This window comes from Rhizobium hidalgonense (genome assembly GCF_005862185.2).
GTDB lineage: Bacteria > Pseudomonadota > Alphaproteobacteria > Rhizobiales > Rhizobiaceae > Rhizobium > Rhizobium hidalgonense.
In genome coordinates, this window is record NZ_CP054027.1 from 3,820,455 (window position 1) to 3,844,881 (window position 24,427).

At 62.4% G+C, this 24,427-nt stretch carries 25 protein-coding genes; 11 read left to right on the forward strand and 14 right to left on the reverse strand.

The annotated features are described in order from the left end of the window. Positions 1-86: 86 nt before the first annotated feature. Both FFM81_RS18540 and FFM81_RS18545 read right to left on the reverse strand, forming a co-directional pair. On the reverse strand, positions 87-815 hold the full coding sequence (locus tag FFM81_RS18540) for a copper homeostasis protein CutC (RefSeq protein WP_097537350.1): 729 nt from the start codon (positions 813-815) through the stop codon (positions 87-89). Then, positions 812-2,038: a LysR family transcriptional regulator gene (locus FFM81_RS18545; protein WP_138385438.1), complete on the reverse strand. Its 1,227-nt coding sequence runs from the start codon at positions 2,036-2,038 to the stop codon at positions 812-814. Before FFM81_RS18545 ends, FFM81_RS18540 begins: the two co-directional genes overlap by 4 nt. On the opposite strand from FFM81_RS18545, the gene FFM81_RS18550 reads away from it, so the two are divergent. The 7 genes from FFM81_RS18550 to FFM81_RS18580 all read left to right on the forward strand — a co-directional run bounded on the left by FFM81_RS18550 (position 2,009) and on the right by FFM81_RS18580 (position 9,183). Next, positions 2,009-2,362, forward strand: a complete 354-nt coding sequence (locus FFM81_RS18550) for a hypothetical protein (RefSeq protein WP_128398363.1) — start codon at positions 2,009-2,011, stop codon at positions 2,360-2,362. The genes FFM81_RS18545 and FFM81_RS18550 overlap by 30 nt on opposite strands. A gap of 97 nt (positions 2,363-2,459) precedes the next feature. After that, entirely contained in the window at positions 2,460-3,368 is a 909-nt protein-coding gene (gene osmF / locus FFM81_RS18555; RefSeq protein ID WP_003570660.1) for a glycine betaine ABC transporter substrate-binding protein OsmF, read from the forward strand. A 55-nt stretch (positions 3,369-3,423) separates the two neighbouring features. Then, positions 3,424-4,590, forward strand: a complete 1,167-nt coding sequence (locus FFM81_RS18560; RefSeq protein WP_003570662.1) for an ABC transporter permease — start codon at positions 3,424-3,426, stop codon at positions 4,588-4,590. After that, a complete protein-coding gene (locus tag FFM81_RS18565; protein ID WP_003570663.1) occupies positions 4,587-5,531 on the forward strand; it encodes an ABC transporter ATP-binding protein in 945 nt (314 codons plus the stop codon). The genes FFM81_RS18560 and FFM81_RS18565 overlap by 4 nt, the downstream gene beginning before the upstream one ends. Continuing rightward, positions 5,528-6,277: an ABC transporter permease gene (locus FFM81_RS18570; RefSeq protein ID WP_003570664.1), complete on the forward strand. Its 750-nt coding sequence runs from the start codon at positions 5,528-5,530 to the stop codon at positions 6,275-6,277. Before FFM81_RS18565 ends, FFM81_RS18570 begins: the two co-directional genes overlap by 4 nt. A gap of 47 nt (positions 6,278-6,324) precedes the next feature. Next, complete coding sequence (locus tag FFM81_RS18575; protein ID WP_097537349.1) at positions 6,325-6,720, forward strand: VOC family protein; 396 nt, start codon at positions 6,325-6,327, stop codon at positions 6,718-6,720. 9 nt (positions 6,721-6,729) lie between these two features. Then, a complete protein-coding gene (locus tag FFM81_RS18580; RefSeq protein ID WP_138385437.1) occupies positions 6,730-9,183 on the forward strand; it encodes a glycoside hydrolase family 2 protein in 2,454 nt (817 codons plus the stop codon). A gap of 296 nt (positions 9,184-9,479) precedes the next feature. On the opposite strand, the gene FFM81_RS18585 is transcribed toward FFM81_RS18580, so the two are convergent. Further along, the gene (locus FFM81_RS18585; RefSeq protein WP_003570670.1) at positions 9,480-9,872 is read right to left on the reverse strand and encodes a PRC-barrel domain-containing protein; all 393 of its coding nucleotides are present in this window, start codon (positions 9,870-9,872) and stop codon (positions 9,480-9,482) included. 249 nt (positions 9,873-10,121) lie between these two features. On the opposite strand from FFM81_RS18585, the gene FFM81_RS18590 reads away from it, so the two are divergent. Together FFM81_RS18590 and pgi are read left to right on the forward strand one after the other, a co-directional pair. Further along, a complete protein-coding gene (locus tag FFM81_RS18590; protein ID WP_138385436.1) occupies positions 10,122-11,822 on the forward strand; it encodes a long-chain fatty acid--CoA ligase in 1,701 nt (566 codons plus the stop codon). 186 nt (positions 11,823-12,008) lie between these two features. Next, entirely contained in the window at positions 12,009-13,634 is a 1,626-nt protein-coding gene (gene pgi, locus FFM81_RS18595) for a glucose-6-phosphate isomerase (RefSeq protein ID WP_138385435.1), read from the forward strand. A 332-nt stretch (positions 13,635-13,966) separates the two neighbouring features. On the opposite strand, the gene FFM81_RS18600 is transcribed toward pgi, so the two are convergent. After that, entirely contained in the window at positions 13,967-14,149 is a 183-nt protein-coding gene (locus tag FFM81_RS18600; RefSeq protein ID WP_133118168.1) for a hypothetical protein, read from the reverse strand. Positions 14,150-14,158: 9 nt separating this feature from the next. Between FFM81_RS18600 and otsA the strand changes: the two genes are divergently transcribed. After that, a complete protein-coding gene (gene otsA / locus FFM81_RS18605; protein WP_138385434.1) occupies positions 14,159-15,559 on the forward strand; it encodes an alpha,alpha-trehalose-phosphate synthase (UDP-forming) in 1,401 nt (466 codons plus the stop codon). A 219-nt stretch (positions 15,560-15,778) separates the two neighbouring features. On the opposite strand, the gene FFM81_RS18610 is transcribed toward otsA, so the two are convergent. The 3 genes from FFM81_RS18610 to FFM81_RS18620 all read right to left on the reverse strand — a co-directional run bounded on the left by FFM81_RS18610 (position 15,779) and on the right by FFM81_RS18620 (position 18,182). Beyond that, positions 15,779-16,705 (reverse strand): carbohydrate kinase family protein, encoded by a 927-nt coding sequence (locus FFM81_RS18610; protein ID WP_097533617.1) that lies wholly within the window; start codon positions 16,703-16,705, stop codon positions 15,779-15,781. A 62-nt stretch (positions 16,706-16,767) separates the two neighbouring features. Further along, the gene (locus tag FFM81_RS18615; protein WP_003570675.1) at positions 16,768-17,457 is read right to left on the reverse strand and encodes an orotate phosphoribosyltransferase; all 690 of its coding nucleotides are present in this window, start codon (positions 17,455-17,457) and stop codon (positions 16,768-16,770) included. Positions 17,458-17,531: 74 nt separating this feature from the next. Further along, positions 17,532-18,182, reverse strand: a complete 651-nt coding sequence (locus tag FFM81_RS18620; RefSeq protein ID WP_003570676.1) for a TetR/AcrR family transcriptional regulator — start codon at positions 18,180-18,182, stop codon at positions 17,532-17,534. Positions 18,183-18,282: 100 nt separating this feature from the next. Here FFM81_RS18620 and FFM81_RS18625 point away from each other — a divergent pair, with 100 nt between their 5' ends. Next, positions 18,283-18,765 (forward strand): anthrone oxygenase family protein, encoded by a 483-nt coding sequence (locus tag FFM81_RS18625; protein ID WP_003570677.1) that lies wholly within the window; start codon positions 18,283-18,285, stop codon positions 18,763-18,765. A 224-nt stretch (positions 18,766-18,989) separates the two neighbouring features. Here the strand turns inward: FFM81_RS18625 and FFM81_RS18630 are convergent, their stop codons facing one another. From FFM81_RS18630 to FFM81_RS18660, 7 genes are all read right to left on the reverse strand, one after another. Continuing rightward, entirely contained in the window at positions 18,990-19,526 is a 537-nt protein-coding gene (locus tag FFM81_RS18630; RefSeq protein ID WP_003570678.1) for a glyoxalase superfamily protein, read from the reverse strand. A 203-nt stretch (positions 19,527-19,729) separates the two neighbouring features. Then, positions 19,730-20,908 (reverse strand): GGDEF domain-containing protein, encoded by a 1,179-nt coding sequence (locus FFM81_RS18635; RefSeq protein ID WP_138385433.1) that lies wholly within the window; start codon positions 20,906-20,908, stop codon positions 19,730-19,732. A gap of 272 nt (positions 20,909-21,180) precedes the next feature. Continuing rightward, positions 21,181-21,552, reverse strand: coding sequence for a hypothetical protein (locus tag FFM81_RS18640; protein ID WP_128398355.1), 372 nt, complete (start codon positions 21,550-21,552; stop codon positions 21,181-21,183). Positions 21,553-21,610: 58 nt separating this feature from the next. Then, entirely contained in the window at positions 21,611-21,856 is a 246-nt protein-coding gene (locus FFM81_RS18645) for a hypothetical protein (protein WP_003570681.1), read from the reverse strand. A gap of 44 nt (positions 21,857-21,900) precedes the next feature. Further along, entirely contained in the window at positions 21,901-22,941 is a 1,041-nt protein-coding gene (gene pyrC, locus FFM81_RS18650) for a dihydroorotase (RefSeq protein WP_003570682.1), read from the reverse strand. A gap of 72 nt (positions 22,942-23,013) precedes the next feature. Further along, positions 23,014-23,646, reverse strand: coding sequence for a nucleoside triphosphate hydrolase (locus tag FFM81_RS18655; protein ID WP_003570683.1), 633 nt, complete (start codon positions 23,644-23,646; stop codon positions 23,014-23,016). Further along, positions 23,643-24,425, reverse strand: coding sequence for an ATP-binding cassette domain-containing protein (locus tag FFM81_RS18660; protein WP_003570684.1), 783 nt, complete (start codon positions 24,423-24,425; stop codon positions 23,643-23,645). Before FFM81_RS18660 ends, FFM81_RS18655 begins: the two co-directional genes overlap by 4 nt. Between the last annotated feature and the right edge of the window lie 2 nt (positions 24,426-24,427).

Below are 24,427 nucleotides of genomic sequence, written 5' to 3' on the forward strand. Positions count from 1 at the left end.
GGGCTTGACCCGAGGACCCATGCGGCAAGCACTGCATTCGCGTTTCAAAATCGCAAAAACACTTTCAGTCCGGAATTGCGAGACCGCTAACGCTCCATTGACGCAATCGCCCTGCACATCTCCCTGACCACCGCACTATCCGTCCGGTTCGAGCTTTTCGCCTCGAAACCAAAGGCCACCGCGCGCGGATCGCGGCTTTCGACCGGTGAACTGCAGGAGCCGTGGACCTCGCGGGCGCCGGTTGCCTGCAAGATGGCGGTGACATTGGTGGGGCGGATGCCGCTGCCGGGCATGATCGAGATGCGGCCGTCTGCCTTGGCCGAAAGACGCTTCAGCGTGTCGAGGCCGTCGGCGGCCTTCAGCGCGCAGCCGGAGGTGAGGATGCGCTCAACGCCGAGTTCGACCGCCTGTTCCAGCGCCTGATCGGCATCCGGCACCAGGTCGAAAGCGCGGTGCAGCGTCGAACCGAGCCCGGCAGCATACGCCTTCAGCCGGTGGATCAGCGGCATGTCGAGCGTGCCATCGGGGCGGTTGGCGCCGATGACGACGCCGGCGAGTCCTGCGGCGCGCACGGCATCGATATCCAGCATCATCGCTTCTTCGTCCGCCCTGGCGAAGATGAAGGGGCCGGCATGCGGGCGGATCATCGCGTAGATTGGAATGGGCGCCCGGGCGGCGATCTGCATGAGGCTCGGCAGCGGCGTCAGGCCACCGAGCTCCAGCGCCGAGCAGAGTTCGATGCGGCCGGCGCCGCCGTCGATTGCGGCAGCAAGGCCTTCGGCGCTGTCCACGCAAACCTCAAGCGAAATCGTCATGCTGCGCTCTCCCTGGCGCTGTCGGTCTGTGCGACAGGTTCCGACGTAATGCGCGCCGCCGCCTCGATGATGACGGCGCAGGCATCGGCGGCGGCTTTGCGGTGGTTGAAGGCGACGTGATAGGACATCGGCAGATGTTCGTCGAGATCGACGATGCGCACCTTATCCGCGATCGGCACGGCGCTGACCCGGCCGAGGAAGGAGACGTAGCCGTGATGGGCGACGAGGTCGACGATCACGGGCAGCGAATCCGCCGCGGTGATATCCCGGCTGCGCAGGCGGCGGTTTGGGGCGCGCTCGTCGCTAAAGGCCATGGCCGCATGGCCGAGGCCGGTGCGCGGGCTCGGCATGCAGATCGGGTGAGCGGCGACGAGATCGGCGACGCCGGTGCCGGTGCTGTCGGGCGGGGCGATCACCACCATCTCGGTCTGCAGCAGCTTGCGATGGCGGAAGCTTTCCAGCCCGAAGACCGAATCCAGGATCGCGACATCGATGCGGCCACTCTTCAGCGCCTCGCGCAGATCGTCGGCGGTCATCGAGACCAGCGAGATCGCATTGTTGTTGCGGTCCAGATTCCATTCGGAGACCAGCGCGGCGAGACAGCGCGCCACCCAGCTTTCCGAGCCGGTCGGGATGATCGAGCCAATGCGCAGCGACCGGGCGGTGCGCTGATAACGCTCGTCGGCCTGCGATTTCAGATCGTTCCAGGCCTGGCTGACCGTCGTGAAAATCTGGTAGGCGCGCCTGCCCTCCTCCGTCAGCACCGAGCCCTGCGCCTGCCGCTCGAAGAGGCGAGCACCCAGGAATTTCTCAAGATTGGCAAGCTGAAGCGAAAGCTGCGGCTGACCCAGGCGAAGGCGGCGGGCAGCACGGTTGATGCTGCCTTGATCGGCCACTTCGAGAAACCGCTCGATCGTGACGATCTTGATGGGAATGCGAGAAACCCAGGCCTCGTCTGTGTCGGCGCCGTCGTGACCGGCCAGCTGGCCGAGTTCGCCGATCGCCGCGGTGAGCGGCGCCAGGCCTTCCAGCACCCTGCCGCTTGCAATCAGCGTCACCAACTCGCCGGAGGTGCGCTCAATCAGCTTCATCGCCAGTTCGGTCTCGATATGGTGGATGGCCGTCGAGACAGTAGACGGCGATAGCTGGAAACGCCGCGCGGTCTGGCGCACCGAACCGGAAGCGAGGACTTGGTGGGCGATGAACAGGGCACCGAGATGCAAATGGCGGCTCCGGAAAGCGCTGGAAAAACCGGACGATATGATGTGTTCACGAAAAAAGATATCCCTGCCTCGAAAGAGGCGGGCTATCGTTTCCCGAATAAAAAGATCCGGGCGGCGGAAAACCACCGACCAGCACCGGAACGCCGTGGAAACACGCAAGGGGACAAAAACAAATCGCGCCGGCCGCGGAAAAGGGAATGCGTTTCCGCGCACGGAGATGTGTTCGCCGCCATAATCGTGGTGCGGCCGCAAAAACTGGAGGGGGCTTGCATCGATTTTTCGAACGTGCACGCTATTTCCATGACGCACGCAATTCCGGCATGATGGCGGCCTCGCCTCCCCTGCCGGCGGACTTCCTGCCCGCAAGGCTCCCGCGCGAAGCCTTCGCCACGTTCAACGATGTCAACCAAGGGGACTTTCCATGCTGAAGAAACTCGCACTTGCCGTCTCGCTCACCGCCTTCGCGGCGGGGGCGGCCCATGCCGCGGATGTCGTGGTCTCGTCGAAGATCGACACGGAAGGCACGCTGCTCGGCAATGTCATTGCGCTCGCGCTCGAAGCCAACGGCATCAAGACGCAGGACCGCATCGCGCTCGGCGCCACACCGGTCGTGCGCAAAGCGATCACCGCAGGCGAAATCGACATCTATCCGGAATATACCGGCAACGCCGGCTTCTTCTTCAACAAGGCCGATGACGCGGCCTGGAAGAACATCGACCAGGGTTACGAGCTGGCAAAGAAGCTCGATTACGACGCCAACAAGATCGTCTGGCTGACGCCGTCGCCTGCGAATAACACCTGGGCGCTCGCCGTGCGCAACGACGTCGCCGAGCCGAACAAGCTGAAGAGCCTGACGGATTTCGGCAAATGGGTGGCCGGCGGCGGTGAAGCCAAGCTTGCGGCATCGGCCGAATTCGTCAATTCGGCCGGCGCGCTTCCCGCCTTCCAGACGACCTACGGCTTCCAGCTGAAGCCGGACCAGATGGTCGTGCTGTCCGGCGGCGACACGGCGGCGACGATCAAGGCGGCTGCCGACCAGACCAACGGCGTCAACACCGCCATGGTCTACGGCACCGACGGCGCGATCCAAGCGGCCGAACTCACCGTTCTCGAAGACGACAAGAACGTGCAGCAGGTCTATGCGCCGACGCCGATCATCCGCGAAGAAGTGCTGAAGGCCAACCCGAAGATCGAGGAAGTGCTCACACCGATCTTCAAGAGCCTGAGCGCCGACGAGTTGCGCAAACTCAACGCCAAGATCCAGGTGGATGGCGAGCCGGCAAAATCCGTCGCCGAAGCCTATCTCAAGGAAAAAGGCTTCCTGAAGTAGCAGCCCTTGCTCCGCCCGGTCGCGGGCGGAGCGTCTTTCCCATAAGGTTGGATCGATGGAAGAAACCTCAGCGGTCCGCAGGCTGGACCGGCTCGGCGTGGTTCTGGTGGCCGGCGGCATTGCGGCGACGGCGCTGATGCCCTTCATCTATGTCAAGGCGAACCGCATCGCCGCCGGCAAGCCGATGCTGCTGACGCAGCTTCTTCCCCAGCCCTCTGTCATCATCCTTACCATCCTTCTCGTTCTGACTGCCTTTGCGACGCTGTTCCTGCGCCATGCCCTTGCACGGCTTGTCATCGCCACCCTCTGCCTTGCGGCGCTGATCATTGCGATCGGCCTCGTTTCGGCCGCGGCCACACCGCCGGGCAGCACCGTGGCGCGCATGACGCCCGGCGGCGGTTTCTGGGTGCTGTTTGCAGTGATCGGGCTGATCATCTCGGATGCACTGGTTAAAATCCGGCTGGCGCCGTGGATGCGGGTCGCAGCGCTTGTCGCCTATGCGGCGCTGCTCTTTGCCTTCCTCTCGTCCGGCCTGCTCGACAGCCTGTCGATCATGAAGGAATTTTCGACGCGGGCGCCGCAGTTCGAGACGGAAGCAATTTCACATCTGCTGCTGGCCTTCGGCTCGCTTGCCATCGCCGTTGTCCTCGGCCTGCCGCTCGGCATTCTCTGCTTCTGGGTGCCGAGGCTGCGGGCCATCGTGCTGCAGGGGCTCAGCCTGATCCAGACGATCCCCAGCCTGGCGCTCTTCGGCCTCTTGATGCTGCCGCTCGGTTATCTCGCCACCCATGTGGCGCTAGCGGCTGCCATCGGCATTCGCGGCATCGGCACGGCGCCGGCCTTGATTGCACTCGTGCTCTATTCGCTGCTGCCGATCGTCGCCAACACTGTCGTCGGCCTGCAGGGCGTCGACCCTTCGGTGCGGGATGCCGCCGCCGGCATGGGGCTGACACGCCGGCAGATCCTCACCGGTATCGACATGCCGCTTGCCTTTCCGGTCATCCTCACCGGCATCCGCATCGTGCTGGTGCAGGCAATCGGCATGGTGACGATTGCCGCGCTGATCGGCGGCGGCGGCTTCGGCATCTTCATCTTCCAGGGACTCGGCCAGACGGCGATGGACCTCGTCCTGCTCGGCGCCGTGCCGACCGTCTTCTTCGCCTTCTCATCGGCCGTCATCCTCGATGCGGTCATCGACAGCATCCGGGGATCCGCCGCATGAGCATGATCGAGATCAGCAACGTCACCAAGCGCTATGGCGCGGCCACCGTCGTCGACCACGTCTCGATGAACGTCGAGAAGGGCGAGATCACCGTCATCGTCGGCACCTCGGGCTCCGGCAAATCGACGCTGATGCGGATGATCAACCGGCTGGTACCGATCACCGAAGGTCAGATCTTCGTCAACGGTCAGAATGTCGCCGACGTCGAGGTAACCGAGCTTCGCCGCAAGATCGGCTATGCCATCCAAGGGCACGGCCTCTTCCCGCACCGGACCGTGGCGCAGAATATCGCCACCGTCCCGCAGCTTCTCGATTGGGATGCCACGCGCATTTCCAGCCGGGTCGAGGAACTGCTCGGGCTGTTCAACCTCGATCCGGCGACATTTGCCGAGAAATATCCGCATCAGCTTTCCGGCGGCCAGCAGCAGCGCGTCGGCGTCGCCCGGGCGCTGGCGGCCGAACCCGAGCTGCTATTGATGGACGAACCCTTCGGCGCACTCGATCCCGTCATCCGCGGCAAGGCGCAGGACGACCTCCTGGCGATCCAGAAGCAGTTCGGCACCACTATCATCCTCGTCACCCACGATATGGACGAGGCCTTCCATCTCGGCAACCAGATCGCCGTGATGAGCGAGGGCCGATTGCTGCAATGCTCGACGCCGGAAAAAATCCTGACCGAACCCGCCGATCCCTTCGTGCAGCAACTCACAGGCACCTCCGACCGGGCGCTGAAGCTGATGTCGCTGCTGCCGCTGAAGGAGAGCATGGCGCCGGCCAAGAGCGGTCTTTCCTACTCCTTGCCGCAGTCGCTCAGCCTGCGCGATGCGCTGGCCGAAATGATCTGGCAAGGGGTCGACGAGGCGGCGGTGCAGGATGGTGAAAGGGCGCCGGTGGGATCGATCTCGATGACGCGGTTGCTCGAACTGGGCCGCAAGGCATGAAGCTCGTCGTCGCCAATCTCTTCCGGCTGGCCGCACTCGCCCTGCTGTTGATCCTGCTGTTCCGGACCGAATGGCTTTCCTTCTTGTTTACGCCGCTGACCAACAACAATGCGCCCGCCGTCTATACCCAGAACAGCCTTGCCTCGCTGGCCGCCGGCCATCTGCAGCTGGTGGTCGGATCGATCGTTTGCAGCGCCGTGCTCGCCGTTGCCGGCGGCATCTTCGTGACACGGCAAAGCGGCGCCGACTTTCTGCCGCTGTCACGGGCCATCGCCAATGCCGGCCAGACCTTTCCGCCGGTCGCGGTGCTGGCGCTCGCGGTGCCTGCCACCGGCTTCGGCGCCATGCCGACGCTGATTGCGCTCTTCCTCTACGGCCTGCTGCCGATCTTCGAAAACACCGTCGCCGGGCTGAAGCAGGTGTCGCCGCAGGTGCTCGATGCCGCCGACGGCATGGGCATGAACGGCACGCAGCGGCTCTTCCGCGTCGAGCTGCCGCTCGCCCTGCCGCTGATCCTCGAAGGACTGAAGGTCGCGACCGTGATCAATATCGGCACGGCGACGATCGGCTCGACAGTTGCGGCCAAGGGGCTCGGCGAAGTGATCATCGCCGGGCTGATCTCCGACAATACCGCCTTCATCCTGCAGGGCGGGCTGATCGTCGGGCTGATGGCAGTGCTGATCTATGACGCCATGGGCCTCGTCGAAGGCGCGATTACCCGAAGAATCGGCTTGCGCCCGGCGTAAGAGGACCGCTACCAAGGCTGCAGCGATCGATTCAACGGGAGGCCGCCTTGGCGAAGATGATCCACTCCATGATCCGCATTCTCGACGAGGCGCGCTCGGTCGAATTCTACAGCAAGGCCTTCGGCCTCTCGGTTGCCGACCGCGTCGATTTCGACACTTTCACGCTGATCTATCTGAGCAACGCCGAGACCGGCTTCGAGCTGGAGCTGACGGTCAACAAGGGCCGGACTGAGCCATACGATCTCGGCAATGCCTATGGCCATCTCGCCGTCTCGGTCGAGGAAGTCGCGGTCGAGCGCGCGCGGCTGGCGAAACTCGGGTTCAAACCCGGCGAACTGGTGGAGCTCAACCGCGACGGCAAGCTCTTCGGCCTGTTCTTCTTCGTCAGCGACCCAGACGGCTACAAGATCGAAGTGCTGCAGCGCCACGGCCGGTTTCTCTAGGAATATCCGATGATCGAAAAGACCGAGCTCAATTCCGGCTGGACGCTGACCTGTAACGATACAGGAAGGACCGGATTACCCGATGCGATAGCTGCAACGGTGCCGGGATGCGTGCATCTCGACCTTCTCGCCAACCGGCTGATTGCCGATCCCTATGTCGACGTCAACGAGATCACCAATGACTGGATCGGCAAAACCGACTGGACCTATCGCTGCACATTCGAGGCGACGCGCGAGGATGGCAGGGTGCAGGAGCTGGTCTTCGACGGGCTCGATACGATCGCCACCATCGTTCTCAATGGCGAAGAGATCGGCCGCAGCTTCAACATGCACCGCATCTACCGTTTCGATGTGTCCGGGCTGCTGAAAACAGGCGAGAACGAACTCTCCGTTACCTTCCGCTCCGCCTATGCCTACGGCGCCGAGATGGAGAAACAGTACGGCTACCGGCCCAACAATTATCCGGGACCGGGCAATCTGATGCGCAAGATGGCCTGCAATTTCGGCTGGGACTGGGGGCCGACGCTGGTGACGGCGGGCCTCTGGAAGCCGGTCGCACTGGAAAGCTGGGACCGGGCGCGGCTTGCCGAGACACGGGTGTCGGCCACGCTTGCCGGCGGCGACGGGCTGGTGAAGGTGCATGCGAGGCTGGCACGCCACGGCAATCCCGGCCCGTGCCGGCTGACCGCCGAGATCGGCGGTGTGACCACGACTGCAGCGATCGCGCCTGGCGAAGACATGGTCGCCTTGGAGATTACCCTGCCCTCGCCGCAGCTCTGGTGGCCGCATCATCTCGGGGCGCAGCCGCTCTACCCCCTGACGCTCAGATTGATCGACGAGATCAGCGGCGATCAGCTCGACAGCTTTGAGCGCGAACTCGGCTTCCGTTCGCTCAGGCTCGACACCGCGGCCGATGCGCACGGTTCGGCCTTCACCTTCGTCATCAACGACGTGCCGCTGTTCATCGCCGGCGCCAATTGGATTCCCGACGATTGTTTTCCGTCGCGGGTGACGGCCGAGCACTATGCCGCCCGGATCGAAGAGGCGAAGAGCGCCAATATCCATATGCTGCGTGTCTGGGGCGGCGGCATCTTCGAGACCGACGAATTCTACGAGGCCTGCGACCGCATCGGCATGCTGGTCTGGCAGGATTTCCTGTTTGCCTGCGCCGCCTATCCGGAGGAGGAACCGCTTCGAAGCGAAGTCGAGGCTGAGGTGCGCGACAATGTCGTGCGGCTGATGCCGCATGCCTCCCTGGTCCTCTGGAACGGCAATAACGAGAATATCTGGGGCTTCGACGAATGGGGCTGGCGGCCGATCATCAAGGCGGGCGAAAGCTGGGGGCTCGGCTACTATCTCGACCTACTGCCGAGGCTCTGCTGTGAATTCGATCCCGACCGGCCCTATTATCCCGGCAGTCCCTATTCCGGATCGATGGAGATCGCGCCGAATGCCGATGCGCATGGCTGCAAACATATCTGGGACGTGTGGAACGATGTCGGCTACGAGGTCTACCGCAACTATATCCCGCGCTTCTGCTCCGAATTCGGCTGGCAGGCGCCGGCCAATTGGGCGACGATCGAAGAAAGCGTGCACGATCAGCCGCTGACGCCGCAATCAAACGGCGTCTTCCACCATCAGAAGGCGACGCAAGGCAATGACAAGCTGATCCGCGGCCTTATCGGCCACCTGCCGGAGCCGAAGTCGATGGAGGACTGGCACTTCGCCACCCAGCTCAACCAGGCCCGCGCCATCCGCTTCGCCATCGAGCACCTGCGCTCACATCGGGATATCTGCAAGGGCGCCGTGGTCTGGCAGTTCAACGACTGCTGGCCGGTGACCTCCTGGGCCGCACTCGATTCGGCCGGGCGCCGCAAGCCGCTCTGGTATGCGCTGAAATCAGCCTATGACCCGCGCCTCTTGACGATCCAGCCGCGCGGTGATGGGCTTGCGGCGGTGGCGGTCAACGAGCGGACGCTGTTCTGGCGGGCAAAGATTGCCGGCAAGCGTTTGAAGCTCGACGGGACAGTGCTTGCCGAATTCGAATTCTGGCGGCTGCTCTGCGACCGCTTCGAAGCGAAGGAGTTTCCGCTGCCGGGTGATATTGTCACTCCGGACTTACCTAGGGATGAAGTGATTGTCGTCGAGATGCTCGACCGGCGGGCTTTTCACTATTTCGTCGAGGATATCGACCTCAACCTGGAAGCGCCGCGGCTGAGCGTGGATGTTAGGGGGATCGACGGCGGTTACGCGATAAAGGTGACGGCTGCGAATTTCCTCAAGGATCTCTGCCTGATGGCGGATCGGCTGGACCCGGATGCGGTGGTCGATTCGATGCTGGTAACGTTACTGCCGGGCGAGAGCCATGTGTTTGCGGTGAGGACGGCGAAGGCGATCGTGGCAGAAGATATCACCGTCGGCACCGTGCTGCGATCGGCCAATGATCTTGTTGCGGGGAACTAAAGAGCTCTCGTGTCCGGGCTGCACCGGCTACCCGTTTGAAAAATTTGGAGCCGCCGTGTTCTCTACCTCCCTCATTCCTGTGCTTGTCACAGGAATCCAGCCACTCGACACCTCAAGCGGAAAAGTCTTCCGCGCCCAAGGACTTGGGCGCACTGGATTCCTGTGACGAGCACAGGAATGAGGGTGGGGTGGCGCCTGTCTGATAAAGCACCCACCACGTGCCAAGCCACGACATCACCAACACCAAAAAGGCCCCGCCTCCACGGGGCCCTTCCAGTTCGGCCTATCGGACGACGTTACATCCAGTAAGGCGGCACGCCGTAGTAATCATAGACCCGGCGGCCATTATCGTTGTACCAGCTGTCGTCATCGTCCGCATAGCTCGGGGCGCCTTCGATTTGTTCCTTGGTCAGGTCGATGCGATAGCCATCCAGTTGGGTGTCGTAGTTCAGTTTTTCCCAGGGCAGCGGATAGTGATCGTGGCCGATGCCCAGGAAGCCGCCGAAGCTCAGCACGGCATAGGCGACGCGGCCATCGAGCTTACCGATGATCAGGCGTTCGATCGAGCCGATATGCTTGCCGTCGGCGCCATAGACGCGGGTGCCTTCGACGCGGTCACTGGCGATCAGCGAATGCGTGCTTTTTTCATTCGGGTCGCGGCGGCTGGCGTCGGTATCCTGAGTCAACATTGTGCACCTCCTTCAGGTGTTTCCTCGGTTTGGGTATGCAAGATCAACGCCATGGCGGACTCAAAGTTCCCGTCCTCGGCACAATTGCGCGGCCGGTGAATATTGACGTTTACGTCAAGGTTAGTATAGCTTCAATCTCGGCTTGAACCGTTCAGGCAATGGCATAAGCTGCGGACTGGAAGATGGAGGATCCTTCAGTCGATTCCCGGCGCAATGCCGGCACGGCGGCCGCAAGGGAGAGAGGATAAAATGAACAGCATTTCCGTCCATCCGAACGGCGCCAAGCCCGAAAAACCCTGGCTTGCCGCCTATCCGGATATGGTTCCGGCCGAGCTTCCGCCGCTGGAGCATGCCTCACTGGCGGAACTGCTCGAAAAATCCTGCGCCCGTTATGCCGACCGCATCGCCTTTGCCAGCATGGGCAAGGCGATGAGCTACCACGAGCTGGAAAGCCAGACGCGCAAACTCGCCGCCTGGCTGCAGAGCACCGGCCTTGAGAAGGGCGACCGTGTCGCGGTGATGATGCCGAACGTCTTGCAGAACCCGATCGCGACCTACGCCATTCTGAGGGCCGGCCTTATCGTCGTCAACGTCAACCCGCTCTATACGCCGCGCGAGCTCGAACATCAGCTGCGCGATTCCGGCGCCAAGGCGATCTTCGTGCTGGAGAATTTCGCCCGTACCGTCGAGCAGGTTCTGAACAAGACCGACGTCAAGCATGTTGTCGTCACCTCGCTCGGCGAAATGCTGGGGGCCAAGGGGCTGATCGTCAATTTCCTCGTGCGCAAGGTGAAGAAGCTCGTTCCCTCCTGGTCGATCCCTCAGCACAAGAGTTTTGGCCAGGTGCTGCGCGAAGGGGCGAAAAAGACGCTGCAGCCGGTGACGCTTGCCGGCAGCGATATCGCCTTCCTGCAATATACCGGCGGCACGACGGGCGTTGCCAAGGGCGCGGTGCTGACGCATGCAAACCTGCTTGCCAACAAGCTGCAGCTGTCGCTCTGGCTGCGATCGGCATTCGAGCGCAAGAAACAGCCGGAGGTGCTGAATTTCCTCTGCGCCCTGCCGCTCTACCATATTTTCGCGCTAACGGTGAATTCGCTGATGGGCATGTCGCTCGGCGCCCGCAACATCCTGATCGCCAATCCGCGCGACATTCCCGGCCTCGTCAAGGAATTCGGCAAGTCGGACGTGCACATCTTCCCCGGCCTCAACACGCTGTTCAATGCGCTGATGAACAATGCCGATTTCGCCAAGCTCGATTTCTCGCCGCTGATCATGTCGCTCGGCGGCGGCATGGCCGTCCAGCGCCCCGTCGCCGAACGCTGGCTAAAGATGACCGGCACGGCGGTGACAGAGGGCTATGGCCTTTCCGAGACCTCGCCGGTTGCCACCGCCAACCGCTTCGATTCGCCCGAATTCACCGGCTCGATCGGCCTGCCGATGCCCTCCACCGACCTCGATATCCGCGACGAGGACGGCCATTCTCTGCCGCTCGGCGATGTCGGCGAGATCTGCATCCGCGGGCCACAGGTGATGGCCGGCTATTGGCAGAAGCCGGAGGAGACGGCGCGGGTGATGACCGCCGATGGGTATTTCCGCTCGGGCGACATGGGTTTCATGGATGCGCGCGGCTACACCAAGATCGTCGACCGCAAGAAGGATATGATCCTGGTTTCCGGCTTCAACGTCTATCCGAACGAGATCGAGGAAGTCGCCGCCATGCATGCCGGCATCCTCGAGGCGGCGGCCGTCGGCGTGCCGGACGGCCATTCGGGCGAAGCAGTGAAACTCTTCGTGGTCAGGAAAGATCCTAACCTGACGGAAGCCGAGGTGAAGGCGCATTGCATTGCCAACCTCACCAACTACAAGCGCCCGCGCTTCATCGAGTTCCGCACCGAGCTGCCGAAGTCGCCAGTCGGCAAGATCCTGCGCAAGGACCTGCGCGGCTGAGTTTGACGAATTCAATGTGTTACAGCGTCCTTTGCGCTTCTTTCGGACGCGCGGCGCTGTAATGAAATTAAAGCCATCCGCTCCCCCGCGGCTGGCTTTTTTCATATTGGAGCGGCGGCTGAACTTGATTTGCCCCCGATAAAGCGAATAGTTTCCGCAACCTTTCCGCCTCCAAAGGAGCCTCCCATGAACGCCATCGTCGAACAGCTGAAAAGCACCGCTGATGCCACCAAGGCAACCGACATCCGTGCCGCCTTCGCAGCCGATCCGCAGCGCTTTTCGCGCTTCTCCGTGTCGCTCGACGACCTGCTGATGGATTTCTCCAAGACGGCGGTGAACGAGGAGATCCTCAAGCTCCTGGTCAAGCTTGCCGAAGAAGGCGGCGTCGAAAAGAAGCGCGAGGAAATGTTCTCCGGCAAGGCGATCAATTTCACCGAGGACCGCGCCGTCCTGCATACCGCTCTGCGCAACCGCTCCAACACGCCGGTGCTGGTCGACGGCAAGGATGTCATGCCCGATGTCAATGCGGTGCTTGCCGCCATGGGTAGGTTTGCCGACGGCATCCGCTCCGGCACGCTGAAGGGCGCGACCGGCAAGGCGATCACCGATGTCATCAATATCGGTATCGGCGGCTCGGATCTCGGCCCCGTCATGGCGACGCTGGCGCTTGCCCCGTTCCACGACGGTCCGCGCGCCCATTTCGTCTCCAATATCGACGGCGCCCATATCGCCGATATCCTGAAGCTGGTGCAGCCGGAGACGACGCTCTTCATCGTCGCCTCGAAGACCTTCACGACAGTCGAGACGATGACCAATGCGCAGACGGCGCGCAATTTCATTGCCAAGGCGCTCGGCGAAGCCGCCGTCCAGCACCATTTCGCTGCCGTCTCGACGGCGCTCGACAAGGTTGCCGCCTTCGGCATCGACAGCGCCCGAGTCTTCGGCTTCTGGGACTGGGTCGGCGGCCGTTACTCGATCTGGTCGGCGATCGGCCTGCCGCTGATGATCGCGGTCGGCCCGGACAATTTCGGCAAGTTCCTCGACGGCGCCCATGCCGTCGACAATCACTTCCGTAAGGCGCCAATTACCAAAAACCTGCCGATGCTGCTCGGCCTGATCGGCTTCTACCACCGCAATGTGCTTGGCTACCCCACCCGCGCCATCCTGCCCTATGACCAGCGCCTGTCGCGTTTCCCGGCCTATCTGCAGCAGCTGGACATGGAATCGAACGGCAAGGGTGTGACCATCGACGGCACGCCGGTCGAGGGCAATTCCGGCCCGGTCGTCTGGGGCGAGCCCGGCACCAATGGCCAGCACGCCTTCTACCAGCTGATCCATCAGGGCACGAGCATCATCCCGGCCGAGTTCATGATCGCCGCCAACGCCTTCGAGCCGGAGCTGCGCCACCAGCACCAGCTGCTGATCTCCAACGTGCTCGCCCAGTCGGAAGCGCTGATGAAGGGCCGCACCTTCGCCGAAGCCAAGAAGCAGCTGACCGACAAGGGCATGGACGACAAGAAGGCGGATTTCATCGCGCCGCACCGCGTCTTCACCGGCAACCGTCCGTCGATCACCTTCGTCTACGACAAGCTGACCCCCTACGCACTCGGCCGCCTGATCGCGCTCTACGAACATCGGGTCTTCGTCGAAGGCGTGCTCTTCCGCATCAACTCCTTCGACCAATGGGGCGTCGAACTCGGCAAGGAACTGGCAACCGGCCTGCTGCCTGTCGTCGAGGGCAAGGAGAGTGCTGCATCGCATGACTCTTCGACGCAGGGGCTGGTTGCGGCGCTGGCGAAGCTGGCGAAGTAGGCATTCGAGATTGCCCCTCACGCTAACCCTTTCCCCGCTTGCGGGGCGAGGGCACGTGCCAAACGAGGCGTGGATGAGGAACGAGAGGTGGCGGCATATCCCCTTCGCCCCGCGAGCGGGGGTCCGAAGGACGGGTCGAGACCCGTGGCTCGACCCCCGTCGCTGCCGGCAGGCGAATGAGGGGCGGCTGCCAACATCCGCATAACGGCCGCAAATGATCAACTGATATCGTCAGGCCTGGCGCATCGCTGCCGTGCGCAATCCGGATTGAATGTTCTACTAATAGAAAATTGTAGAAAGAATTCTTTCAATCCGCCGCAATCGCCCTAGATTCAAGCAAATTCTGTGCGGAGTGCAGTTTCGACGACATGGCTTGCCATGTCGGGATCGCGCTCCATTTCATTGTTCCTCTGGCGCTTCAACCGGGCCACCCGCGTCCGGATCAAGGCCCGTGCCAAGGTCGGAGATTTCCCGAGACGCTCGTCACAAAGCGTTTCAAGTTCCATCGTCTTCAAAGGAAGCTCATGAGCCGTCTTATCGTCGTTTCCAATCGTGTCCCCATGCCGGCCAAGGATGGCAGCGCCGCCGCCGGTGGCCTCGCCGTCGCGTTGCAGGCAGCCCTGCAGAAGCGCGGCGGCATCTGGATGGGGTGGTCGGGAGAGTCGAGCGGAGACAAAGAACCCGGCCCGCTGTCGCAGCTGCAGAAGGGCAACATCACCTATGCCTTGACCGATCTCACCGACACCGACGTCGAGGAATATTATCGCGGCTTTGCAAACCGGGTTCTCTGGCCGATCTGCCACTACCGCCTGGATCTTGCCGAATATGGCCGCAAGGAAATGGCCGGCTATTTCCGCGTCAACCGCTTCTTCGCGCATCGGCTGGCGCCGATGATCGAGCCGGACGACATCATCTGGGTTCATGATTACCACCTGATTCCGCTGGCGGCCGAACTGCGGCAAATGGGGCTGAAAAACCGGATCGGCTTCTTCCTGCACATTCCCTGGCCGCCGGCCGACATTCTCGTCACCATGCCGGTCCATGAGGAAATCATGCGCGGTCTTTCCCATTACGATCTCGTCGGCTTCCAGACCGATTACGACCTGCAGAACTTCGCCGGCTATCTCAGAAGGGAAGGCATTGGCGACGACCTCGGAAACGGATTGTTCAATTCCCATGGGCGGATCTTCAAGGCCGGCGCCTATCCGATCGGGATCGAGACCGCGGCCTTCGCCGAATTCGCCGAGAAAGCCGCCAGCAATATCATGGTGCAGAAGACCCAGCGCAGCATCGAAGGCCGGGACATGATCATCGGCGTCGATCGGCTCGATTATTCGAAAGGCATCATTCAGCGGCTGGAAGCATTCGAACGTTTCCTCACCGACAATCCTGCCTACCAGAACAAGGTCACCTATCTGCAGGTCACGCCGAAATCGCGATCGGAAGTCCCCGAATACGAGCACATGCAGAAGATGGTCGCCGAACAGGCCGGCCGCGTCAACGGCGCCATCGGGACGGTCGACTGGGTGCCGATCCGCTATGTCAACCGATCGATCAGCCGCAACGTGCTCGCCGGCCTCTACCGCCTCGCGACGATCGGGCTGGTCACACCGTTGCGCGACGGCATGAACCTCGTCGCCAAGGAATATGTCGCCGCCCAGAACCCGGACCGCCCGGGCATCCTGGTGCTATCACGCTTTGCCGGCGCGGCACGGGAATTGAAGGGCGCACTGCTGGTCAATCCCTACGATGTCGAGGGCACTGCCAATGCGATTGCCAAGGGCCTTGCCATGTCGCTTGAGGAGCGCCGCGACCGCTGGAGCATGATGATGGAACATCTGCTGTCCTACGACGTCTCGCTTTGGTGCGAAAACTTCCTGGGAGATCTGGTGATCGCTGCCGAGCATCCCCGGACAGCCGCCTGATCGATCGGTGTCGAGGCCTCGATGCAGGGCTGGCTGCGGCGCTGGCAAAGTAAAAAAATGTCCCTCACCCTAACCCTCTCCCCGTTCTGACGGGAAGAGGGGACCTGCCCTACGAGACGTAACGGGGACCGGAAAGGTTGCGGCATAGCCCCTTCGCCCCGTACGGGGTCCGAAGGACGGTGCCGGCAGGCGGATGAGGGGCTGATGCTCGCTTAAGCCTTACAGCCCGATCTCGTGCGCCCAGGGCGGGTTGGCGCCAGCGCGCGACACGGTGACGGCGGCGGCTTTGGCGCCGAGCGTCAGGGCGTTGCGCACTGCCTGTTCGTCGAGGGTGGCGACTTGGCGCTTGGTCAGCAGGCCATCCCTCTTCAGCGACGCCAGCACGCCGGCATCGAAGGTATCGCCGGCGCCGACCGTGTCGACCACGGTGACCCGCTCGCTCGGCACCGTCACCTTGCGCTCGCTGGTATAGCCGGAGGCGCCTTCTGCGCCCTTGGTGATGACGACGAGTTTGGCGCCGTGGGCGAGCCAGTGGGCGGCGAGCGCGTCATGGTCGCCGGAAAGACCGAACCAGTCGAGATCTTCGTCGGAGAATTTGATGATGTCGGATTTGGCCGCCATGCGCTTGATACGGGCCATATGCGCCTGTTTGTCCTTGATGAAGCCGGGGCGGATATTCGGGTCGAGCGATATGACACGGTGAGCGGCTTCCCGGTCGAGCAGCGCTTCGTAGGTTTCGCCGCACGGGCTCGGGATTAGGCTGATCGCGCCGAAATGCAGGGCTTCGCAATCGTCGCCAAGGGCCGGCAGATCGGCCTCGGTGATCATCCGGCCGGCCGTGCCTTCGTCATAGAAGGCATAGGTCGCCTGGCCGTTGACCAGCTTGACGAAGGCGATCGTCGAGGGGCGCTGGGTGATGGCGCACGGGCTGTAATCGACATTGCTCGCCTTCAACGTCGTAAGCAGGATTTCGCCCATCATGTCATCGGCAATGCCGGTGAAAAAGGCGGTGGGAATGCCGAGGCGGCCGAGCGCGATGGCGGTATTGAAGATCGCGCCGCCGGCATAGGGCGCAAAGCCCTTTTCACCAAGGGTCGTGTCTCTCGGCAGCATGTCGATCAGGGCTTCGCCGCAGCACAAAATCATCGGATTCCTCCCAACAGAACGTCTATGTTCATCAATCGATTTGGCGAGCTTTTGTCAACTGGCTAGAGCGAAAGCTCACTAACGCCGCCGTTGCGTCCCGACCAAGCCAGCGGCGCATCCAGGAAGGCTTCGACCTCGGCAAGCGTCTTGTCGTCGAACAGCTTCTGCTCCTTGGCGACCGCCAGCACATTGCGCCAGGTGGCGATATGATGCAGCCGGACCTTGCCCTCGTCAAAACGCTGTTGACCGAAAATGCCGTAGAAGAACAGCGCGATGCCGTGGTCGACAACGCCGCCGGCGGCGCGAATGGCGTCGATGAATTTGAACATGCTGCCGCCGGCCGTCGTCAGGTCCTCGATGACAAGCACGCGCGAACCTTCCGGCATATTGCCTTCGATCTGGGCATTGCGGCCATGGCCTTTCGGCTGCTTGCGGACATAGATCATCGGCAGGCCGAGGCGATCGGCAAGCAGGGCGGCGAAGGGAATGCCGGCGGTCTCGCCGCCGGCGATGCAATCGAACTGCTCGAAACCGGCATCGCGCAGCAAGGTGCTGGCGGCAAAATCCATCACCGTCGAACGGATGCGCGGAAAGGAGAGCAGCTTGCGGCAATCGATATAGACCGGGCTCGCCATGCCGGAGGCTAGCTTATAGGGCTGGGCAGCGTTGAAATGCACCGCCTTGATCTCCCAGAGCATCTTGGCCACCAGTTCGGCCATCACGGCGCGGTCGGGAAATGTCGTCTGGATCATGCGGCTCTCCTTCAGCTTTGCGTCTCCGGCAATAGCAGCAAGAGCCCCTCGTTTCCAGATAGAAGACCGGCCAATCACCGCAACAAGCGGCCGATATCGGGTCCCTGCATCTTCTTGAACAGGGCAATGGCCGCATCGCCCTCCTCCGCGTCCAGCGAAACGGCATAACGCACCGCGGCCGCAAGCAGCTGCATCGTCAGCCGGGCGATCGCCAGAAGCTCGCTGCGATCGCGCTCCGGCCACAGGCGGATGAGTACGGCGAGAAATGCCTGGGCATGAAATTCCATGTCCTCGGCATCGATCTGCTGCAGCAGCTTGTCGGTATGGGTCGCATGCCAGATGTCGCGCATCACGGGCTCGCGGCGGAAGAAGGCATAATATTCGTCGGCAATATTGGCGAGCGCGGCTGTGAGCGCCGCAGCGTCGGTCACCTTCGCCAGCTCCACTTCCACGCAGCGCCTGCCCTCGTCGTTGAAGCGCTCGGCCAATGTGCGGATGATCGAGCTCTTGTCGGGGAAATATTGGTAGAGCGCGCCGAAGGAAAGACCGGCCTTTTCGACGATCTCACTCATCTTCAGGCCGTCGCTGCCATGGCTTTCGATCAGCTCGGCGGCAACAGTAAGGATTTTTTCAAAGCGCTCGCGGCCACGTTGCTGGCTGGGGATCCGGCGCGGCTGGCCGCTATGCTGCTGGCGCCTGCGCGTTGCGACCGGCTGTTCCGACATGCGTTTCTCCTACGGCGGTTGACAAACAAAATAAGAGAGTTTATCTCATTTTGCAAATAAGAGAGTTTCTCTTGTTTACCCCGTCGGAAGGAGCTTCGACATGCAGATCGTCCTCATCCTCTCGCTGGTGGCCGCCGCCATCGGTAGCGGCCTCGTCGCCGGCATCTTCTTCGCCTTCTCGACCTTCATCATGACCGCCTTCTCGCGCATCCCGGCCGAACAGGGCATTGCCGCGATGAACTCGATCAACGTGACGATCGTCCGCTCGCCCTTCATGGCGCTTTTCGTGCCGACAGCAATCCTCTGCCTCGTCATCGCAGTGCTGGCACTGATGAACTGGCGCGGCGGCGCATCCGCGCTGATGCTGGCGGGTGCTGCCCTCTATGTCTTCGCTTCCTTCCTCTCGACCATCATCTTCAACGTACCGATGAACGATGCGCTTGATAAGGTCAGCGGCGGCGGTCCGGAAGCGGCGGCGCTCTGGAGCACCTATATCCGGGAATGGACATGGTGGAACCACGTGCGGACGGTGGCCTCGCTGCTTGCCGCGGTCGCCTTCGTGCGGGCGCTGATGCTGGTGTGAGAAGCATTCAAGAGAGCCTCATCCTGAGGGGCTTCGAGGGACGGGGCGGGCATGCCGCCTTCTGATGTTTGCGAGGAGCACCGTTGTAGTGCGTCCTTCAACTACCCTCATTCCTGTGCCTGTCACAGGAATGAGGGTGGGGATATGACGGCGCCCAGCAACGACCTGCGTGATGCCCGAGTATGACGAAGGAGAAGCCGACGAACTTTGTCAGCCGCCACCGCCTACGCCTGCTGGCAAAAAGCGATGCGGTTGCTGAAGGGGTCGATGACCATCATCTCAAGTCCCCACGGCGCCTCCTCCACGCCGGGGTTCATATAGCGGTAGTCCTTGCCGGCAAGTTCGGCGTGGTAGGCCCGCACATTGGCGACGCGGACGAAAGCCTTGGCGCCGGGGCTGGCGTCGCCGGAATGTTCGCTTAAGTGCAGCGCCATGCCGTCGCGCGAGACCTGGCAATAGAGCGGGGAGTTTTCGCCGAAGCGATGCTCCCAATCGAGATTGAAGCCGAGAAAGCCGCAATAAAACTCCATGGCCTTTTCCACGGAGAAGATGCGGAAGATCGGCATCGGCGGCTCGATACGAACAGCGGAGCCGGAAGCGCCCGCCGCATCGATCTTGGCCGAGAGGATATTCCATTGTTCGAGCCCGAACTGTCGGGCGACGATTTCGAGCGTTTCGCTGTGGCTGAGTGATATGTCGCGGTCGGCAAGGGCCTGCCGCAATGTCTTTGCCATGAGCTTGGCATCGCGAAAATCGCGCATAGTGGATCCTTCCGTCGGCGGCAAACAGGACGATCAGTGCCCGCGTCTGCTGACCCGTTCGCCATCGATCGCCAAACGGCAAGGGATGTGAAGGATGTTCTCTGGATGCATTCACCATAACGCCAAAGTGTCAAACATCGGGCGTCGCGGGGCGGCTGGCCGCATCCGGCCGAGGGCGATAGTATGAGAGGATCGATCGGCGATCAAGACGCGGTGCGCGACACCTCGACCGGCACCGCCTGCAGGTGGCCGGCAAGCTCGACGCGGTTGCGGCCGCCACGCTTGGCGGCGTAGAGCGCCTTGTCGGCGGCGCTCAGCATGGCGTCGAAATCCAGGCTCTTGGCACGCCCGGGCGCGACGCCGACGCTGACGGTGCATGTCAGCACCCCGTCATCGATATCAATCTCGCGCGCCTCGAAAGCCCTGCGGATGCGCTCGGCCGCCAGTTCCGCCCGACCCGGCATGGTCTCTTTCAGCACCAGCGCGAACTCCTCACCGCCCAAGCGTGCGGCGATGTCACCGGCGCGGCAATGGCTAGCGAGCTCGGCGGCAAAGTCCTTGATCACGCGGTCGCCGATCGCATGGCCATAACGGTCGTTGACGGATTTGAAGTGGTCGATATCGAAGACGATGACGGCGGTGGTCGAGCCCATCGGGCGCGTGCCGTATTGATCGAACAGGGCGCGGCGGTTGAGCAGACCGGTCAGCGGATCGGTGATCGCCTCCAGACGATGGCGGGCGGCAAGCCGCCACTGATGCAGCGCCAGCGACAGCGCGCCGATCCCGGTCATGCCGGCGATGCAGACGGCCAGACTCAGATCTTCGGCCCAGTTGTTCGGCGCCTTGCCCAGCACCAGCTTGCCATCGGAGATCAGCACGGCGGTGCAAAGGACGAAGGAGATCGCCGTCAGCGTGTAGAGCACGGTGATGCCGAGGATCGGGGCCGGCGCCTCGGCACGGGCCAGCCAATATTGCCGGGCGGTGGCAAAGAGCAGCAGGGCAATGGCAAGATTGTCGGCGATGAAGGCCAGGCCGTCATAACCCGACAGCATCGGCGCGACGGAGAAGACTATCGCAGCGAGCGCTCGGATCGAGATGGCCGGAACGGACAGCCGGCCGGTGAGAAACTGTCTGCCGGCGCCCCAGATCGTCGCAAAACCGGCATGGAACAGCACGAAATTGGCCACACCCAGCCATATCTCCGGCCTGTTCACATAGGCGCCGTAGACAAAAATGCCGCCGATGACGAGGACCAGACCGATGGTGGCGGTGAGCAGCACCGTTTCCGCCCGGCGCGCGAGCCAGCTGCCCATCAAGGTCACGGCCAGACATGCCGTGGAGACGCCAAGCGCCAACAAAAGGGAGTTATAGTCAAGCATCATGCTTTTTCAGTCTCCGCGACTGCAACCACCGGATAATGTTTGACAACCTATGGGATCGGCGGTGAGGAATGTCTTATGCATTCCATTAAAAAATGATGCACTGCACACGGAAATGTTAGCGGGGTAACTTGGGACTTTAAAAGGATCAGGCTGCGTCGCGCTTAGCTCTCCAGAGCATGATGCCGAAAAGTGTGAGCGGTTTTCGGACAACATCATGCTCTAACTATCTAATTTAGAACAGGATTCAGATTTTAGGCCGACCCGGTCTAAAATCATCCTGTTCTGGCGAGACAGGCCGCCTGCTGTTTGCGGTCTTCGATAAAGGCGCGAGCAAGGTTTGCTGCAACCGCAACGCATATGACGGCGCAGGCAATCGCGCACACCAGCCTTGCCCGCTCGCGCCAATTCAAGGCGTTGACGACAAATCCTGCTCCGTAGAGGAGAAGCGCGGGGATGGCGAAGATCACAACATTGGCCAAGCCGTCGCAGTCCAGCGCGTCGATACCCAGCGTCGCCTGGTATTCATTGGGCGGCATCAGGGCAGCAAGCAGCGCCAACGGCAAACCCAGCACCAGTATGGTCCAGCCCAGTACTCGACCAAGGCGGCCTTTCGGTGCTGCGGAGTAACGACCCTTATCGCTCATGATTGCCCGGATGGCTCTACGATATCAGGTGCCAGCTTCATCAAAACGGTGCCCCTGTTCATTGATGCGCTCCTCCGCTTCCGTCGCCGTGCCATGTTGGCCAATCGCCGCCCTCCGTGCGTTCGAATTGAACACCGCTCGGTGCGCCGTTCTCCGACGTTGCCGGCCGAGACCTCCGCCGCGCCCGCTCCTGCGAGAGATAGGAGAGGAAAATGACACTGGCGATCAACATCGAGCCGCAAATGACACCGGCCCCGATCAACATGATCGTCCAGATATCCGGCCAGGAATTGCTGATCTGCATCGGCTACCTCTTCCCCAGAGTGTGCGGGCGGCGCCGTCGGGCGCCTACCCCACCACCTGCCAATGCAGCGGAAACATCGGATCGAACACCGTCACCGGGCCGGCGCCGGTTTCGATCCTGGCGGGGAAGACGACCGGCTCGGCCTGCTTGGACAAGGTGATGCGTTCCTCGTTCGGCTGAAGGCCGTACCAGGCCGGTCCGTTCAGCGAGGCGAAGGCTTCGAGATTTTCCAGCGCGCCCTCCTGTTCGAAGACATGGGCAAGGCAGCTCATCGTATTGATCGAGGTGTAGATGCCGGCGCAGCCGCAGGCGCATTCCTTCAGCGGATCGACATGCGGGGCGGAATCGGTGCCGAGGAAGAAGCGCGGATCACCGCTGACGGCGGCGGCGCGCAGCGCCAGCCGGTGGTTCTCGCGCTTGGCGACCGGCAGGCAGTAATAATGCGGGCGGATGCCGCCGACCAGGATCGCGTTGCGGTTGATGATCAGATGGTGGGTGGTGATCGAGCCGGCGAGATTTGATTTGGCAGCCTTGATGTAGTCGATGCCGTCCGAGGTCGTTACATGTTCCATCGTCACCTTCAACTCGGGCAGGCGTTTGCGCAGCGGATCGAGCACGGTGTCGATGAAGACGGCTTCGCGGTCGAAGATATCGACATCGGGCGTCGTCACCTCGCCATGGACGCAGAGGGGCAGGCCGATCGCAGCCATGCGCTCCAGCACCGGCATCGCCTTTTCCATGTCGCGCACGCCGCCATGCGAATTGGTGGTGGCGCCGGCCGGATATAGCTTGACCGCGGTGATCAGGCCGCTTTTGGCGCCCGCCTCGACATCGTCGGGGCTGGTATGTTCGGTGAGATAAAGCGTCATCAGCGGCTGGAAGCGATGGCCGGCCGGCAGCGCCCTGAGGATGCGCTCACGATAGGCCGTCGCATCTGCTGTGGTGACGACGGGCGGCACGAGGTTGGGCATGATGATGGCGCGGGCGAAGGTGCGGCTCGTATCGGCGATCACGCCTTCCAGCATGGCGCCGTCGCGCAGATGCAGGTGCCAGTCGTCAGGGCGGCGGATGGTGATCGATTGCATGGCAGGCCTCCGAAGCGATGCGTCTGCGGCTTCGATACCACTATCCCTTATGAGAAAACAATCACCGTGGGATCACGCCAGCGCGATCTCCAGCGTCACATCGGCCGGGCGGCGGTTTTCGAGGATCAGCCGGCCGTTCGGCAGGTCGTTGCCGTAGACCTTGGCGCTCGCCTCTTCCTCGGTCAGCTTATAACCGCGCCAGCGATCCCAAAGGCGCTCTTCCAGCACCTCGATCGGCGGGGCGAGCATGATCGTGTAGTCGAAGATGCCGTCGAGTTCGGCCCATTTGCCCTGGGTGAAGAGCAGATAATTGCCCTCGACAATGATGAAACGGTCCTTCGGATCGATCGGCCGGGCCGAGGCAATCGCAAGCTCGCGCGAGCGGTCGAAAACGGGGACGAGAACCTCCTGATCGGCCGGTCTGACGGCACGGACGATATCGAGGAAGCCGCGGACATCGAAGGTTTCAGGGATGCCCTTGCGCGCCAAAAGGCCACGTTCGATCAGGATGGCGTTATCCATGTGGAAGCCGTCCATCGGCAGAACAGCGGCGCTTTCGCCCCTGGCTTTCAACGCCACCGCCAGATTGTCGGCCATGGTCGACTTGCCCGAACCCGGCGGCCCGGCGACGCCGACCAGGAAACGTTTGGCATCGCCGGCGCGGCCGATAAGCTCGCCGGCGATGTCATCGATGCGTACGCTCATGCAGCGACAGGCTCCGTCGGCACCGCCTTGGCGCCGGTCATGAAGGCGACGGCATCGGACATGGTGTATTCCTTCGGATCGATCACCGTCAGGCGCCGGCCGAGACGGTGGATATGGATCCGGTCGGCGACCTCGAAGACATGCGGCATGTTGTGCGAGATCAGCACGATCGGCAGGCCGCGGGCTCTGACGTCGAGGATCAGTTCCAGCACGCGGCGGCTTTCCTTGACGCCTAGGGCGGCCGTCGGTTCGTCCATGATGATGACCTTCGAGCCGAAGGCGGCGGCGCGGGCAACCGCGACACCCTGGCGCTGACCGCCGGACAGCGTTTCCACCGCCTGGTTGATGTTCTGGATGGTCATCAGGCCGAGTTCGGAGAGCTTGTTGCGCGCCAGCTTTTCCATGGCCGGCCGGTCGAGCATGCGAAACAGCGAGCCGAGCGGCCCTTTTTTGCGGATCTCGCGGCCGAGGAACATATTGTCGGCGATCGACAGCGCCGGCGACAGAGCGAGGTTCTGGTAGACGGTCTCGATGCCGGCCTCGCGCGCTTCCATCGGCGAGCGGAATTGCACCTGCTTGCCTTCCAGGGTGATTACGCCCTCGTCCGGGGTGACGGCGCCCGAAATCGCCTTGATCAGCGAGGATTTGCCGGCGCCGTTATCGCCGATGACGGCAAGGATTTCACCCGGATAGAGGTCGAAATCGGCATTGTCGAGCGCGGTCACGCGGCCATAACGCTTGACCAGACCGCGGGCGGTGAGAAGGGGTTCGCGAGCCATGA

What these genes read in the sequence shown, in the direction of transcription:
- FFM81_RS18590 (WP_138385436.1), top strand. Translation starts at nt 10,122, where the DNA reads ATGAACAGCATTTCCGTCCATCCGAACGGCGCCAAGCCCGAAAAACCC.
- otsA (WP_138385434.1), top strand. Translation starts at nt 14,159, where the DNA reads ATGAGCCGTCTTATCGTCGTTTCCAATCGTGTCCCCATGCCGGCCAAG.
- FFM81_RS18635 (WP_138385433.1), bottom strand. Translation starts at nt 20,908, where the DNA reads ATGATGCTTGACTATAACTCCCTTTTGTTGGCGCTTGGCGTCTCCACG.
- FFM81_RS18565 (WP_003570663.1), top strand. Translation starts at nt 4,587, where the DNA reads ATGAGCATGATCGAGATCAGCAACGTCACCAAGCGCTATGGCGCGGCC.
- FFM81_RS18615 (WP_003570675.1), bottom strand. Translation starts at nt 17,457, where the DNA reads ATGATCCAGACGACATTTCCCGACCGCGCCGTGATGGCCGAACTGGTG.
- FFM81_RS18655 (WP_003570683.1), bottom strand. Translation starts at nt 23,646, where the DNA reads ATGAGCGTACGCATCGATGACATCGCCGGCGAGCTTATCGGCCGCGCC.
- FFM81_RS18620 (WP_003570676.1), bottom strand. Translation starts at nt 18,182, where the DNA reads ATGTCGGAACAGCCGGTCGCAACGCGCAGGCGCCAGCAGCATAGCGGC.
- FFM81_RS18630 (WP_003570678.1), bottom strand. Translation starts at nt 19,526, where the DNA reads ATGCGCGATTTTCGCGATGCCAAGCTCATGGCAAAGACATTGCGGCAG.
- FFM81_RS18540 (WP_097537350.1), bottom strand. Translation starts at nt 815, where the DNA reads ATGACGATTTCGCTTGAGGTTTGCGTGGACAGCGCCGAAGGCCTTGCT.
- pgi (WP_138385435.1), top strand. Translation starts at nt 12,009, where the DNA reads ATGAACGCCATCGTCGAACAGCTGAAAAGCACCGCTGATGCCACCAAG.
- FFM81_RS18625 (WP_003570677.1), top strand. Translation starts at nt 18,283, where the DNA reads ATGCAGATCGTCCTCATCCTCTCGCTGGTGGCCGCCGCCATCGGTAGC.
- pyrC (WP_003570682.1), bottom strand. Translation starts at nt 22,941, where the DNA reads ATGCAATCGATCACCATCCGCCGCCCTGACGACTGGCACCTGCATCTG.
- FFM81_RS18570 (WP_003570664.1), top strand. Translation starts at nt 5,528, where the DNA reads ATGAAGCTCGTCGTCGCCAATCTCTTCCGGCTGGCCGCACTCGCCCTG.
- FFM81_RS18560 (WP_003570662.1), top strand. Translation starts at nt 3,424, where the DNA reads ATGGAAGAAACCTCAGCGGTCCGCAGGCTGGACCGGCTCGGCGTGGTT.
- FFM81_RS18660 (WP_003570684.1), bottom strand. Translation starts at nt 24,425, where the DNA reads ATGGCTCGCGAACCCCTTCTCACCGCCCGCGGTCTGGTCAAGCGTTAT.
- FFM81_RS18610 (WP_097533617.1), bottom strand. Translation starts at nt 16,705, where the DNA reads ATGATTTTGTGCTGCGGCGAAGCCCTGATCGACATGCTGCCGAGAGAC.
- FFM81_RS18585 (WP_003570670.1), bottom strand. Translation starts at nt 9,872, where the DNA reads ATGTTGACTCAGGATACCGACGCCAGCCGCCGCGACCCGAATGAAAAA.
- FFM81_RS18580 (WP_138385437.1), top strand. Translation starts at nt 6,730, where the DNA reads ATGATCGAAAAGACCGAGCTCAATTCCGGCTGGACGCTGACCTGTAAC.
- FFM81_RS18640 (WP_128398355.1), bottom strand. Translation starts at nt 21,552, where the DNA reads ATGAGCGATAAGGGTCGTTACTCCGCAGCACCGAAAGGCCGCCTTGGT.
- osmF (WP_003570660.1), top strand. Translation starts at nt 2,460, where the DNA reads ATGCTGAAGAAACTCGCACTTGCCGTCTCGCTCACCGCCTTCGCGGCG.
- FFM81_RS18645 (WP_003570681.1), bottom strand. Translation starts at nt 21,856, where the DNA reads ATGCAGATCAGCAATTCCTGGCCGGATATCTGGACGATCATGTTGATC.